Genomic DNA, 14,446 nt, shown 5'->3' with positions numbered 1-14,446 from the left:
TTGGTGCTTGTCATCGCGGCGTCATGGCGCTGACATCGCCGTTCGGTACGGTGCCGGCTTCGGCTGTCCGGCGCCCCGCTGCCTCGGGCGCCGGCGCCAATGGTTTCCCGATCGCCGCCCTGCCGGTACCATCCCGCCATCCCAGCCGCCTTTCGCCATGCCATCGAACAGCCGTCGTCAATTCCTGAAGATCGCCAGCACCGGCGCCGCCGCTTCCGCCACGCTCGCCGCGTTCCCGCCCGCGATCCGCCGCGCCCTTGCCATCCCCGCCAATAACGCCACCGGCACCATCCGCGATGTCGAGCACGTCGTGATCCTGATGCAGGAGAACCGCTCGTTCGACAACTATTTCGGAACGATGAAGGGCGTGCGCGGCTTTGGCGACCGCTTTCCCATTCCACTGGCCGGCGGCCGCAACGTCTTCGAGCAGACCTACACCGAGAACGGCGTCAGCCGCATCGTGCTGCCCTACCACCTGGACAGCAGCGCCGGCAACGCGCAGCGCGTCAGCGGCACGCCGCACAGCTATCCCGATGCGCAGGACGCGTGGGACCTGGGCCGCATGAACCAATGGCCCACGTACAAGGAGCCGCATTCGATGGGCTTCTATACCGAAGCCGAACTCGATTTCCAGTACGCGCTGGCCAACGCCTTCACGATCTGCGACGCGTACTTCTGCTCGTTCCATGGCGGCACGAATCCGAACCGCCTGTTCCACTGGACCGGCACCAACGATCCGACCGGCGCGATGGGCGGCCCGGTGATCGACAACCGTGGCGATTCGCTTGATGCGACCAGCATCAGCTACCGCTGGACCACGTATCCGGAACGGTTGCAGGCCGCCGGTGTCAGCTGGAAGGTCTATCAGAACCTGCCGGACAACTTCACCGACAATCCGCTGGCGGGTTTCAAGCAATACCGCGATGCCAACGCGGCGCGCGGCAATCAGCCCAATGGCAGCCCGTATCCGCCGTACACGCCGGCCGACGAATCGATCAGCCCGCTGATCAAGGGCATCGGCAACACGATGCCGGATGGCGGCTTTCTGCAGGCACTGAAGGACGATATCGCGGCGGGAACGCTGCCGCAGGTGTCGTGGATCGTGGCGCCGGCCACCTACTCCGAGCATCCCGGGCCATCGAGCCCGGTGCAGGGCGCCTGGTATACGCAGGAGGTGCTGAACGCGCTGACGGCCAATCCGGAGGTCTGGAGCCGCACCGTGCTGCTGATCAACTTCGACGAGAACGACGGCTTCTTCGACCACGTGCCGCCGCCCTGCGCGCCCGCGTTCGACAACGGCACGCTGGCCGGCGCGTCGACGGTGGCGACCGACGGCGAATATCACACCGACGGCAAGCCCTATGGTCCCGGCCCGCGCGTGCCGATGTATGTGGTATCGCCATGGAGCCGCGGCGGCTGGGTCAATTCGCAGGTGTTCGACCACACGTCGGTGCTGCGCTTCCTCGAAGCCCGCTTTGGCGTGATGGAGCCGAATATCAGCGCGTACCGCCGCGCGATCGCCGGCGATCTGCTCTCGGCGTTCAACTTCGTCAATCCGAATACCGAGACGCTGCCGGCGCTGCCGACGCGGGACAAGACCAGCGCCGATGCGATCCGCACCGCCCAGGGCCAGTTGCCGCAGGTCCCGCTGCCGCCGACGACCGCGCAGCAGCTGCCGGCGCAGGCGACCGGAACCCGCCCCTCGCGCGCGCTGCCATACGAACTCCACGTCAGCGGCCGGGAAGATGCCAGTGGCCGCGCGATGTGGCTGCTGTTCAGCAATACCGGAACGGCGGCGGCGGTGTTCCACGTTTACGACCGGCTGCATCTGGACCGCGTGCCGCGCCGCTACACCGTCGAACCGGGCAAGCAGCTCGATGGCCGCTACGACGTCTTTGCCGGCGACGAAGGCCGCTACGATCTGTTCGTACTGGGACCCAATGGCTTCCATCGCAGCTTCCGCGGCGACGTCAGCACGCTGGGCACCGCGGGTGCCAGCGCGCCGGAAATCCGCGTCTGCTACGACATCGCCAACGCGGCGGTCTACCTGACGATGATCAACGCCGGCGCCAGCGCCTGCACCTTCACCGTGGTGCCGAACGCCTATCGCAACGACGGCCCCTGGACCTTCGAAGTCCCGGCCGGCAAGCAGCTGGACCAGCACTGGCCGGTCGGCTCGCAGGGCAACTGGTACGACTTCACGGTGACCACGCAGCAAGGCAGCTTCCGCCGCCGTTTTGCCGGGCGGATCGAGACCGGCAAGGACCTGGTGTCGGACCCGGCGATGGGCGAACGCGACTGACGGGGCCGGCGGCGGAGCTTGGCTTAGCGACGGGCTTAGCGGCCGGGTTAGCGGCGGCTTGTTGGTGAGGTTGGGGCTGAGCTTGGTGCGACCTTGGTGACGTGACTCAGCTGCTGCGGCGCTCCCGCTCCGCCCGCAGCTTTTCGTAGTACGCCCGCTTGGCCGCATACATGCGCGCGTCGGCCTGCTTGACCGTATCGGTCAGGCGCTCGCCGACCGCGCAGGTGGCCGCGCCGATCGCGAAGTTCAGCGCCGCGCCCGGATAGAACTGGTTGTTCAGTTCGACGACCTGCTCGATCTGCGCGACGATCGAGGCCGTGGCATGCTCGTCGCGGTCCGGCAGCAGCACCATGAACTCGTCGCCGCCGACGCGGGCGATGCAGAAGCCGTCGCCGACCGCCTTCTTCAGGGCCTCTCCCGCACGGCGCAGCAGCGCATCGCCATCGCCGTGGCCAAGGTTGTCGTTGATCTGCTTGAGTCCGTTCAGATCCACGGCGATCACGCTGACCGGCCACGGACCCTTGCGGCCGAGCCGCGCCAGCTCATCCTCGTAATAGGCGCGGTTGTACAGCTTGGTCAGCACGTCGTGCTTGCCGAGGAATTCCACGTAGGCCTCGGCCTTCTTGCGCGCGGTGATGTCGGTCAGCGACACCAGCACCTGGTCCCATTCGGCCTCGTGCCCGGGGAATACCGACCACTGCATGTACACATCGACCTGGCGGCCGTCCAGCGCATAGTTGACGACCTCGCGCTGCTGCCACAGCTTCTCGTTCCACAGATCGACCAGTTGCTCGGCGAAGTGCTGCTGCATGTCGTCGCGGAACACGTCGCCCAGCCGGGACAGCAGCACCGGCTTGGACGGCGCGCTGAACATCAGCAGGGTCTGCTGGTTGACGTCGATCACGCGGATTTCCTGCATGCAGCGCGCGATGAAATCGGGATGGACGTTCAGGAAGGTCCGGAAATCGGTAATGCCGGCGGCGCGCACCTCGTCGAGCAACACCTTGACGGCGCTGAAGTCCTCGACCCACAGCGACACCGGCGAGTGCTCGAACAGCCCGAGCGCGTATTGCCGGCTATTGCGCAGCTCGCGCTCGGCGCGCTGGCGCTGCGTGATGTCGTCGATCGACAGCAGCACGCGGTCCCAATGCTGCTCGTGACCCAGCAGCACGCGGCCGGACAGCTGGATATCGAGACGCTGGCCATCGAGCGTGTAATTGACCGATTGGCCGCCGAAGACGCCGCGGCCTTCCCATAGGTCCACGAGTTCCTCGACGTGCTGCTGGAACATGTCGTCGCGGAACACCTTGTCCAGATTTCCGACCAGATCGGCGAGATCCCGGGCGCCGTAGAGCTCCAGCGTGCGGCGGTTGACATTGACGATGCGCATCAGCGACGAACAACGGGCAACCTCGTCGGGATGGTCATGCAGGTAGGCGCGCAGATCGGTGACGCCCGCGGCCCGCAGGCCATCGAGATGCCGTTTCAGGTCGCTATAGTCTTCGAGCCACAACGAGACTGGCGCGAGATCGAACAGGTTTTGGTAGTCGTCGACGGTCGACGCGCTGCTTTCGGCCTTCAAGGCGGATTCCTCTGTTTCCAGGCTGGCGTGGCGCTCGCAACCGGGCCGGATGGGCCGGCTGTGCTGTGCTTGCTCTGCCCTGGCAAGCCACGCAAAGCCCGTAGCATAGGGCACCACGCCCCGGATGGGAAACCCGCCATCGTGGAGGGGTTCAGGTTCCGTCGATCTTGAAGCCGATGTCCTTGATGAACTTGCCCCACCGTGCATGATCGGTCTTGATCTGCGTGGCAAAGGCCTCTGGCGTGACGGCCTGCGGCGGCAAGACGCCGACGCCCGCCAGCCGCTTGTGATAGGCCGGGTCGGCCAGCACCTTGCGCACAGCTGCCGATACCGCCTCGACGGTGTCCTTTGGCATGGCCTTGGGACCGAACAGCGCGAAATAGCCGCTCAACTGCTCCATCTCGGGAAATCCCAGTTCCCGGAACGTCGGCGAGCCGGGGGCGAGTTCGGATCGCTCCGGAATCGTGGTCGCCAGCACCTTGGTCTTGCCCGCCTGATAGAGCGGCACGCCCGTGGTCAGCCCGTCGATCATCAACGGCACCACGCCGCCGACCAGATCCTGCGTGGCCGGCGCCGAGCCCTTGTACAGCACCGGCTCGATATGGGTGCCGGACAGCCGGTTGAACAGCAGCGGCCCGAAGTGCGACGACGTTCCCGGCCCGTACGACGCCGAATGCAGCGGCTTGCCGGGATTGGCCTTGGACCAGGCGATCAGTTCCTTCAGCGTGGAGAACGGCGCGTCCTTGTTCGCCACCATCACGACCGGCGCCTTGCCCAGCTCCGCCAATGCGGTCAGATCGGTCAGCGGGTCGTACGGCACGCGGTTGATATGAGCACCCGAGGTCGCCGACGAGCCCAGCGTGACCAGCAAGGTGTGGCCGTCGTTCTTCGCGCGGATCACGTCCTGCGTGGCGGGGATCGTCGCCCCGCCCGGCTTGTTTTCCACGACGACCGACTGGCCGATGACCTTCGTGAAGTAATCGGCGAACAGGCGCGCCACCACGTCGGTGCCCCCGCCCGGCGGGTAGGCGACCACCAGCCGAATCGGCCGGCTCGGCCAATCCGCCGCCCATGCGCTTGGCGCCAGGCCGGTTGCCGCGAGCGTCGCGGTGGCGCAGGCCGCCGCGCCGAGGAACTGTCGTCGATCCATGCTGATGTCTCCGGCTGTTGTTTTGGGGTCCGCTTTGGGGTCCGCTGCTGCCGGTCCATCTTAGTGGCTGTTCCAGCCCGCGACACGTTGGGGTTTTCCGCCATTTTCCGCACTGCAGAACGAACGGCGATGCAGGCGCGGGCGCGTCGGCTCAGGTTCCGCTTTCCTGATCGGGCACGAGCTTGATCGTCAGCGGCGCGAGCGCGGGGCCGGACAACACGCTGCCGTCCGGCGCGAAACGGCTGCCGTGGCAGGGACAGTCCCAGCTCATTTCGACAGCGTTCCAATGCACGATGCATTTCATGTGCGTGCAGACGGGCGATACCGCGAACAGGCGCCCCGCGGGATCGCGATAGGCCGCGACGCGTTCGCCCTCCAGTTCCGCGATCGCGGCGTTTCCGGGTGCGAGACTCTGCAGCTGCTCGTGCTGGCGACGCGTCAGATAGTCCTGGATCAGCGCCTTGCCCATGCTGACCACTTCCTCGGCGGTCCCCTTCGCCGATTTCACCGCGGTCAGCCGCGTCGCCTTGTAGAGCTCGCTCCAGCGGTTGTCGACGCCGAGAAGCTGGTCCGCGATGATGGCCGCGGCCAGCGTGCCGTAGGTCAGGCCGTCGGTCGCGAAGCCCGTCGCAATGTAGCTACCGAAGGCGTCCTTGCCGATATAGGGCAAGCCATCCGGCGACGGGGGAGTTCTGTGCCGACCAGCGAAAGGCAATCTGCCGAATGCCGAGGCGCTGCCTTGCCGATTCTTCCAGCTTGCCATGGCCGCTGCCGCGTCATGCTGACCGGTCTTCGCTGTCTGGCCGACGCAGACGAGGTAGTTGCCCTGCGTGGTATCGAGCCCGCGCACCGACAAGCGCTCGCTGCCCTCGGCGTAGAAGATCCCCACCGGAAACGAATCGCCGTCCAATGGTGCCGCCAATCCGTACTCGCGATGCGGCACCATGCCGGCTTGCATCAGATGGAAGCCGCTCGGCGAATGCGTGGCGAGCACGATGTGCTGCGCCTTGACGCTGCCCCGCTCCGTTCGGAGCAACTGTTGCGAGCGGTCGATTTCGATCACCGGAGAGCGCTCGAAGATGCGGCAGCCATTGTCGGCCGCATGCCGGGCCAGCGCGAGCACGTAGGCAAGCGGATGGAACTGGGCCTGCTGCTCGAGCACCAGCGCGTCGCCGTGGGCATGCGGCAAACCGGGCGGCAAGGTCCCTTCCCTGCGGATCGCAAGACCCGCGGCCAGCGAGGCCTCGAACTCCGCCTCGATCCCATCGCGCGCGTTGGCCGACGCCGGATAGCGGACCAGCGGGCAACGCCGGAAGGCGCAGTCGATGCCCAGGCGATGGACATGCTCCTCGACCCAATCGACCGCTTCCGCGCGCGACTGCGTGACCTGCCGCACGACATCGTCGCCCCACTTCTGCCGGAGCGCATGCAGGCCGCTGCTGACCGTTGCGTAGAGATTGCCGGTGGAATTGCCGGTATCCCCGACGCCCAACCCATTGGCCTCCAGCAGCACCACGCTGCGGCCCGCTTGCACGAGTCGCCAGGCGAGGCTGACACCGGTAATGCCGCCACCGACGATCGCGATATCGGCCTGGATGTCCTCGACGAGCAATGGCCAGCCCGTGGGATTTGCGGTGCCACGCCAGAGTGAGGTTGTCATGTCGGGTCTCCTTGCGGCGTTGTCGGTTTCGGCCCTCCGCTCAGGCCTTGCCTGCGTTCTCGCGGTCGAGGCGCGCCATCACGCCTTGCACGATCCGGTCGCAGCGCACGCCGCCAAACTCGTACAGATCGCGGCCGGCAAGATCGATCTCGCGAACGAGCGCTTCCCGCAGCAGGCTGCGCGCACGGAAATGCCGGCTGCGGACGGTGGCCTCCGGAATATCGAGACACTGCGCGGTCTCTTCCACGCTCATTTCCTCGACCTCGCGCATCACGAAAACGAGACGGAACGTCTTGGGCAATCGGTCCAGCTGACGCTCGATCAGTCCGCGCAATTCGGTACGCGCGAACGCCCTGTCCGGTGCATCGTCGTCGGGTGCGGGATAGTCGTGCTCCATAGCGTCATCCCCCGGATGAAGCCACCATCGGAATCACCTTCTCGCGTCGTGCGTGGCGTCGCAACCGACCGAGGCATTGATTCAGTACCAGCCGCGACAGCCAGGTCGCCAGCGCCGCGTCGCCGCGGAACTCTCCGATCGCGCGATAGGCCGACAGATAGGCCTCCTGCAGCGCGTCTTCCGCCTCCGCATCGTCACACAGCGCCGCGCGCGCCAGGCGGTACAGACGCCGGTTGTTCCGCCGGATCAGCAACTCGAAGGCGGAACGATCGCCCGCCGCGATACGTCGGGCCAGCTCCTGGTCTTCGCCATGAGGCTGGCCGGTAGCGGGCGTCGTTGCACTGGAAGGGATCATCGCTTGCGAATATCCAGAACCGCCTGCATGGTCGGATGGAGCGTGCAGACGTAGGGCACCGATCCATCGCCCTGCACCACGTGCTCCCATGACGCACCGGGTGCGATATGGCCGGAATCGAAGGTCCTGCCGTCCGCCGACGTCGCGGTATGCGGCACGATATCCTGATTGACCCAGACGACGCGATCGCCGCGGTGCACCATCAATGTCGAAGGACGAAATTCCATGCCCTCGATGGTGACAATATAGGTCGCCGCACCGACCTCCGTGCCGCCAAGGATCGCCGCCATCACCAGCGATCCCAGAATGGTCCCCCGGCTCCAATTCATGGCTTCTTGTTCGTCTTCGCGTTCTTGGTCTTCGGCAGCGAGGCTTGCAGATGCTTCGCATGCTCCAGATGCGCGACGAACGCCGGCCGCACCTTGACCAGCAGGGCCTTCAACTCGGCATTGCTCGCGCTCGGCACCAGGGTCTTGTCCAGGGCATTGAGCACGGCCTGGTGATAGTCGACCTCCTGATCGACATAGGCCTTATCGAAGGCCTCCCCCTTGAGCCGCTTCAGTTTGGCGATATTTGCTTCCCCCGCCGCGCTTCAGGGTCTGCGCGGTCGGGTTGTCTTCGGGCTTGAGATCGAGCTTTTTGGCCAGGTCCATTGCGGACTTGTTGACGCTGGAGTGGTCGGTGACCATCAGCTCCGCGAACTCCTTCACCTCCTTGGACTTCGCCTTTGTCCGCGCCAGCTCGCCGGCGTCGATGTCGACTTGATTGGCTGTGACGACGATGGCCGCGATCTGAGCGTCGTTGGGGGACTGGGCCCAGGCGATTGCCGCGGCGCAGCATAGGGATATGGCCGTCAGGATGTGTTTCATGTCATCGCTCCTCCATGAAGTGGACTCGGTCGCCGCGGCGCTGGGGGGCGTGGGCGAGCGGGTTCTTTCATGGGGATGGATGTCATGAGGGGCGGCGGCGTTCCGGGGAAAATTGCCGTTCGGCCATGCTGCGCTTGCTCGCGGATAGGCGCCCTACTCCAGCCATTTTATGTTTCAGGTGCGTCAGGGTTCACACCTGATCATCCCGGTACTTTTAATGGATACCACGGTGCTCGATTCCATCAATTCATTCCTGATAGTCCTCGAACTCCCTTGCACCAACTCGACTCAGCCTCACCGCAATTGATTCCCAATCGTCGCCCTCACTGTTTGCGATTTAGCGCTCAATATGCGTTTTGATGACATTGTAGTTATAGATATCAACGATCAACATATGCCTACCCCAGAGCGGCCCTTGAGCAGTGCACTGCGATTTTAGCCAGTTGGGAGTGCAGACCTGGATGTCGAACGTTTCCGCTCTTCTTTCACCGAACGGGCCAACGTATGCTCGAATCCATGTGCCGAAGCTGGACGCACTTCCATCGAACGGATGATTCCGTTCGATTTCCCCAATGCCCTGACCATCCATCGCCAAAAGAGAGTCCGATGAGATGCCGCACTGGCGACCTCACCGATCGAGCCATCACGCAACCTCGACCATCGGGCTTCTACGCCATTCCGCCAAATAGCGCCTACACGAGTTCGCCCCAGAATCCCCTAAGGGGCGGCTCGGGAGCAATTAAACGCCATAACTCCCCAGTGATCTTGCACCGATACCAATGCTCTTCCACCCCGAATATGAGATCACTACTCGGCTGGCTTACTGAAACCGGCTCAACCAACCCAGCATCTACTTGAGCCTCAAGCCACACGCGGAAGCGCCCGTACTCGCCCGGTGACTCGAACCCATGGATAGCTTCCCAGTTACGCGAACTCATTGCGTCCTTATCCTCGGTGAATCAGTTATAACGTTGGGCAAGACGAATTGACGCGGAGCTCATGCAAGAATTGATGCTGATCCATTTGAATGTAGGTCATCTTTTATCCGGTGCATCGCGTTGCGTAGCCACTAGGCCTCTCAATGCCGCAATGGCAGCTTCAATTTCGGTGGCAAACATAGATAGATTATCGCCGCGGTATAGCGCTATCGCGCGAACTTGTTCCAGCGATAACCAATGTTCATGGAACTCCGTGCGCCAGTGAAATGGCAAACTGGAAACGGACGACAACAGTCCCTCCAACACATCAATTAGATGCTTCAGTGAGATCCTATGATCCGTGTAGTCAACAAGGAAATCACGCATCAGCGCCAACTGGCGCTCCTCGCATTCGCCCATTTTTGATGTGGCTCATTATAGATCGAATATAGAGCTCATTAAAATTTCGCTTTACAGCTGGTCCGGCCGAGGACCGCCAATCCGGACGAATAGGAACCGCGCGCTCGTCCACCTCTCACAAACAGCGAAGAAGAAAGCGACGTCATCGCAGACCTGCCTTCGGTCGAACACGAGTGCCAGTCTTCCGGTAACACCAGAAATACTAACCTCGGTCGATGCCAAGCTTAATTCTGTTGCCAAATTGATTTCTACTCAGACCGGATCAATCACCAGCGGCACTTGATCGCGGACTCCAAGGTGGTCAGCTACCACCACCGAGGGAACTCTGTGAACCGCGCTTTCATATGGGACAAATCCTCAGCATCAGCAGGAAATCGACATGCCACTGTTGTGACAGCCCCGTCTAAAGCGGTCTTTTTTTATCTCCCAAAAGGCCTCAAATTTTTGAGATCCTGCTTGAAGCGCAACAACAAAACTACCACTGATGTCCGTAAGCCTGGCGGGATTTTCTTGGATGCCGCCTAAGGCAACCACGAACGAGTCCCATGAGGCGCATTCGAACCAGAAGCTGCCGCAATACTCGAGCCGCCCCCCCGAGCTGTTCCACGCAAAGGAGAACATTCGCCTTCATTGAAGGTACGTGCTCGTCTATCGCCACAACGTCAAGCTTCAATTGGAAGGGCCTTTTGATCGTGACTTCCATACGTACCTTATTTTCGAGTAGAAGGCTTACCCGCCGCTGTTGTGACGCACGGCTGACGTTGGCCCGGCAGATGATATTTAACGGGCAGCCGAGGTAGCCTTATGTTCATCGAAAAGACCTAAATTTCCGCTTTTCCAGTTCAAACGTGCCTGATACAAATTAAGTACATTTCCTCCACCCGTGTACGTTGGATCTGCGGACTGCACAGGATCATCCTCCCAGCCGCATACCTCACAAATCTCATAACCGCCTGGCTCTCCGATCGTTAGTTGACCGCAACAATGGCATTGGTACGCCTCGCGATGTTCAGTTGGTTTCATTTTCGCCTCTTCCAGCATTCAATTCTGTCCCTTGCCTGAACATTGTCTTAGGTGCCCGTCAGCGTTCTGGCCGTTATAGATATTCAAAGTAGGTCCATCATCAAACAACAACGCGCCATCATGCGACGTCAGATCGGCGCCCACGATCTTCCCGCCCACGAGGATTCCACCAGTTCCAGGCCTTAGGGGCAAAGCCCTCACTTTGAGCCGTAGTTTTTAAGTAAGGCATCACGCCACTCAGGAACGAGAGAGCTATATGGGAAAAGAGGAGCATTGCCGCCGTCAATCAATTCATCTATTGGTCTTGCCCCAAGACCCTCCAATTGAATACGACATAAAGCAGCATGTCGAAATGAAGGAAAAGCGATCATCGCAATATCATTTTCCCTATCAAAATAGAAACACCACCCACCCACGTCAGATGCTGCCACATATCGATCAATCCCATATGCCCATGTTTCCCCAGCACCACCATTCTCAAAGAAGCTCTTATACCGAGATTCACAAACTGCTTTATCTATAAAGATATTTTCACCCTTACTAAACGCACGCCCTTGTGCTACATCGATATTATGGATGCATGTTACCTTTGCCGCCTCCAAGCCCATAAGGTCTACCACAATGCTCGCAAACATCGGGGCGAAAAAGATACCCGGATTCAAAAAAAGAAAACACTTCCATTCATCTTTGAATATCTTTTTCCGGTAGTTGCCCATCGGGATGGACAGCGCCTAACGCATTCGCGTATGGCCGTTTAAAAATATCGTTTTCTTTATCCACCATCTCTCGACTACTTCAATTGGCATCCCAAGAGAGAATTTTTGCCTTCACCCCGCCGCGCCCAATGTAATGAACGCCGCTCGCACCAGTACTACATATATGGCATAGCCCCAGCGCGGGCCGTTCGTCACTAGCGAAAGGTCCTCGCCGGGCTGCTCAAAACAGGCACCAGCCTTCATCGATAATTCAAGTCAAGCCCAAATTCGCGCCAAGCGCGCGAACGAATGCTTCCTTCTCACCATACTCGTCAGCAACTTCTTCAAAGCAGCTCAGCAGAGCCAAGCGCTCCCTTTCAGATATCAACTGAAGTTCACTGGCCAAACGCTCCATCGCTTGTACTGCGGCGTCCGGGTCGATGGGACGCCCGTCGGAGAGCTCCAGGAATAGTGCGAAATCAATTATCGCCTTTCCGATATGCCTACTTAGCATTTGGTACTGGCTTCAGGCTGATATCAGTACCGGAAGCCATCTAGCGTCCGGCCGCCAACAGACGGATTAAGCCGTCGACGGGTCGTACACAAGCAACTGCCTCGCATGCTCCAGATGCGCGACGAAGGCCGGCCGCCCCTTAACCAGCAGGGGACTCCCGTCGCCGCCCCGCCGGAAGGCGTAAAGCCCCAAGGTTAAGCTAATCCGCTAGTCCCATCTTCTTGCGGCATTAATCCACGTGCTTGGCCATGGCAACTGCTTGCCGAGCAGGGTAGCCCCCAGTTCGTGGGCAACTTCAAGGTCGTCATGGCTCCAAATAGACGCCAACATCTTGGCAGCCATCTTTTGCAATCTTCCACGACGAATACGACATACATCGTCCGATCGGCAATGGAGGCAATAAAGTTGCGAGCCACAGCAAAACTCTCTTCGATATTCGTTCCTTCATACGACCAGTTATCGTAAGCTGACTTGAACCGATTGCCATCCATCAGTCGATAAACATCGCCGCCGAGTACCCGCCACCTTTGCTGACAAAATAGCTCCAGCGCAGCGTCTGCGTCGCGAAGCGGAAGAGCCGCCTCGTCTAAACCATTGTCGGTGAGGCTTCGCCCGCTTCTGGCATACAGTTCGAGAATTTTCGATATTGTCATGGCTTACTATCAACACGAGCAGTCGGTGGCATATTGTGCTGTCAGCAGGAACGCTTATCGGACCCATGGTCGACAACGGCAGTGATTAGGTTCACGCGCAAACCTTGCACACGGTATCCCGCTCTACGTCCCTACGCCGGGCACGCCCGAAGGCTTGGTTGAGAAGGGTCAACTTAGTAAGGTTGCAGTGACCAAGTATCCAACAAACACCACAGCCGCACCGACCAATACGCAATAGATGACCTTTTCTGCCGCATTCATCCGTTTCCATTGCTCTGGCGACGGCCCTCCTCCTACTGCCGGCATTTCCTCCTCCTTGCTCAAGGCAATGCGGTATCCAGAATGATGAACCCGGTCAAAGGCGGGGGGCATGAGAATAGATATCGGCATCGCGATTTTAAACTAAACCCAAAATATGACGCGCCGAATCTAGAGCAAATCTCTTTCTGTCTATCCACAATATTCTGTTTCATTTTTCCCTGGATTGCGCATCGGTACGCGCAAGTTCGCCGGCGTCGATGTCGACTGGGTTCGCCGTGACTACGATGGCGCCAATTTGGGTGTCGTGTGGAGCTTGCGCCCAGGAGATTGCCGCGATGCGGCATAGAGTTGGGGCGGTCAGGACGTGTCTCACCTCATCGCTCTTCCGCTAAAGGTACCCAGTCACCGTGGCGCCAGAGGGCGCGGGCGATCCGGATTCTTTCATGCGGATGGATGTCGCGAGAGGACTTCGGCCCTCGATCGATCTCGTATCTAGGTCCCAACGTCCTTTCCACCGTGCCGTCTCGCCTCTCTCTAAGCCGATTTATTTTCATCGCCACCTCATTTTATTGCGCGGGCGAATTGTTGGCTATTCGTAGCTTGGCTCCGATCAATGTTGGTTCCCTTCAGTGCGACTCCCACTCGCTCAGCCCGAAGCTGAAACGGTCGAAAGTAATGCCGTGCGTCAATCCAGCCGTAGCCCGCACCAACCGCGCCGGCCATCATCAGCTTGCCGAAGTTCAAGCCTTGTCAGGAGGCGACCTGGCTTACAGCACTGCTCACCCAGCGCTAGGCCGGGTTCGCGTCAATATTCCTTACTCGATGACAATTACCAACCGTTAAGCGTCGAAGCGGTAATGACAAATACATCATGCACGGCACCTTCAGAGCGTACAACCTCAGCCGCTAAGCGATTGTTACGTCTAGCAGCATTGGGAGCCACCGGTGGTTCATCTCCGTCCCAAATACAGTCGATCCTTGCCTCGAATCCGGGTTCATGCCATATCCCGCCTTCGACCCGTGCGATAACCAGCCCATACTCAATAGCTTTCTCGAAACCTGCCACTGCTGCGGCAGTAGACAGCTTTCCATTTGATTCGACCGCCAGGAACCCAACCCTGGTCATTCCGGCCATTTACCTGGACGACTTCTCCGGTTCAGTCACTCACCGCAACGTAGCCGGTCTTGGACCCGTAGACTGACGCAGTGTCATTTCTCGGAAGCCCGTCCCAGACGGAACAAAGGCCTATTCCTCCACTATATTGCCGCTATCATCCTGGAAAACATAAAAGCCGCTGAAGAGATCATTGGGCCATTCATCGTCTGTCAAGGAACATGCTTCCAGTTGGCAAATTTTCCCGTCATCTCCTAGCCAGACAATGAAACTGACGAGGCCCTCTACCGGCTCCCCTCCTCCTCGCGTTGATGGCGGGTGGATATTGCTTTACCGGAAGACCATTATCCTCGCGTGGAACGCTGACAGGATTCGCCGCTCTTGCACAGCTGAAGTCCGTCATAAAACCACGGCCCGTCGAGCGCCGCTCCGACACGGTCAGATGCGGTATCTGAGCTCGCATTCCAACGATCCAGTCCGCCTCGCCCTGCAAGGCGAGTCTCATAACTTTTAGTTCAAACGGTTCCGGTGTGT

At 60.4% G+C, this 14,446-nt stretch carries 13 protein-coding genes and 2 pseudogenes; 1 reads left to right on the top strand and 14 read right to left on the bottom strand.

All coding sequences use genetic code 11. From position 1 onward, the window contains the following. The first annotated feature begins 157 nt into the window (after window positions 1-157). Window positions 158-2,302 (top strand): phosphocholine-specific phospholipase C, encoded by a 2,145-nt coding sequence (locus OJJOAM_RS22680; protein ID WP_422649928.1) that lies wholly within the window; start codon window positions 158-160, stop codon window positions 2,300-2,302. Between the two features lie 106 nt (window positions 2,303-2,408). On the opposite strand, the gene OJJOAM_RS22675 is transcribed toward OJJOAM_RS22680, so the two are convergent. The 14 genes and pseudogenes from OJJOAM_RS22675 to OJJOAM_RS22610 form a co-directional block, all read right to left on the bottom strand. Continuing rightward, on the bottom strand, window positions 2,409-3,884 hold the full coding sequence (locus OJJOAM_RS22675) for a sensor domain-containing diguanylate cyclase (protein ID WP_422649927.1): 1,476 nt from the start codon (window positions 3,882-3,884) through the stop codon (window positions 2,409-2,411). A gap of 151 nt (window positions 3,885-4,035) precedes the next feature. Next, the gene (locus OJJOAM_RS22670; protein WP_422649926.1) at window positions 4,036-5,034 is read right to left on the bottom strand and encodes a Bug family tripartite tricarboxylate transporter substrate binding protein; all 999 of its coding nucleotides are present in this window, start codon (window positions 5,032-5,034) and stop codon (window positions 4,036-4,038) included. A gap of 151 nt (window positions 5,035-5,185) precedes the next feature. Further along, window positions 5,186-6,694: an FAD-dependent oxidoreductase gene (locus tag OJJOAM_RS22665; protein ID WP_422649925.1), complete on the bottom strand. Its 1,509-nt coding sequence runs from the start codon at window positions 6,692-6,694 to the stop codon at window positions 5,186-5,188. 40 nt (window positions 6,695-6,734) lie between these two features. Continuing rightward, window positions 6,735-7,446 (bottom strand): annotated as a pseudogene (locus tag OJJOAM_RS22660) (RNA polymerase sigma factor). Beyond that, window positions 7,443-7,736, bottom strand: coding sequence for a cupredoxin domain-containing protein (locus OJJOAM_RS22655; RefSeq protein WP_422651027.1), 294 nt, complete (start codon window positions 7,734-7,736; stop codon window positions 7,443-7,445). The pseudogene OJJOAM_RS22660 and the gene OJJOAM_RS22655 overlap by 4 nt, the downstream one beginning before the upstream one ends. A 35-nt stretch (window positions 7,737-7,771) precedes the next feature. Then, a pseudogene (locus OJJOAM_RS22650) lies at window positions 7,772-8,315 on the bottom strand (DUF4142 domain-containing protein). Between the two features lie 337 nt (window positions 8,316-8,652). Further along, window positions 8,653-8,904 (bottom strand): Imm8 family immunity protein, encoded by a 252-nt coding sequence (locus tag OJJOAM_RS22645; protein WP_422649924.1) that lies wholly within the window; start codon window positions 8,902-8,904, stop codon window positions 8,653-8,655. Between the two features lie 445 nt (window positions 8,905-9,349). Next, the gene (locus tag OJJOAM_RS22640) at window positions 9,350-9,628 is read right to left on the bottom strand and encodes a hypothetical protein (protein WP_422649923.1); all 279 of its coding nucleotides are present in this window, start codon (window positions 9,626-9,628) and stop codon (window positions 9,350-9,352) included. 804 nt (window positions 9,629-10,432) lie between these two features. Then, window positions 10,433-10,675, bottom strand: a complete 243-nt coding sequence (locus OJJOAM_RS22635) for a CPCC family cysteine-rich protein (RefSeq protein WP_422651026.1) — start codon at window positions 10,673-10,675, stop codon at window positions 10,433-10,435. Window positions 10,676-10,872: 197 nt separating this feature from the next. Beyond that, window positions 10,873-11,391: a hypothetical protein gene (locus OJJOAM_RS22630; protein WP_422649922.1), complete on the bottom strand. Its 519-nt coding sequence runs from the start codon at window positions 11,389-11,391 to the stop codon at window positions 10,873-10,875. Between the two features lie 250 nt (window positions 11,392-11,641). Next, window positions 11,642-11,785 (bottom strand): hypothetical protein, encoded by a 144-nt coding sequence (locus OJJOAM_RS22625; protein WP_422649921.1) that lies wholly within the window; start codon window positions 11,783-11,785, stop codon window positions 11,642-11,644. 293 nt (window positions 11,786-12,078) lie between these two features. Beyond that, on the bottom strand, window positions 12,079-12,537 hold the full coding sequence (locus OJJOAM_RS22620) for a hypothetical protein (protein WP_422649920.1): 459 nt from the start codon (window positions 12,535-12,537) through the stop codon (window positions 12,079-12,081). A gap of 168 nt (window positions 12,538-12,705) precedes the next feature. Continuing rightward, entirely contained in the window at window positions 12,706-12,861 is a 156-nt protein-coding gene (locus tag OJJOAM_RS22615; RefSeq protein WP_422649919.1) for a hypothetical protein, read from the bottom strand. 766 nt (window positions 12,862-13,627) lie between these two features. Beyond that, a complete protein-coding gene (locus OJJOAM_RS22610; protein ID WP_422649918.1) occupies window positions 13,628-13,933 on the bottom strand; it encodes a colicin immunity protein in 306 nt (101 codons plus the stop codon). Window positions 13,934-14,446 lie beyond the last annotated feature (513 nt).

This window comes from Cupriavidus sp. H18C1 (assembly GCF_049311595.1).
Classification (GTDB): Bacteria; Pseudomonadota; Gammaproteobacteria; order Burkholderiales; family Burkholderiaceae; genus Cupriavidus; species Cupriavidus cauae.
This window is presented reverse-complemented; position numbering and strand designations above follow the sequence as displayed.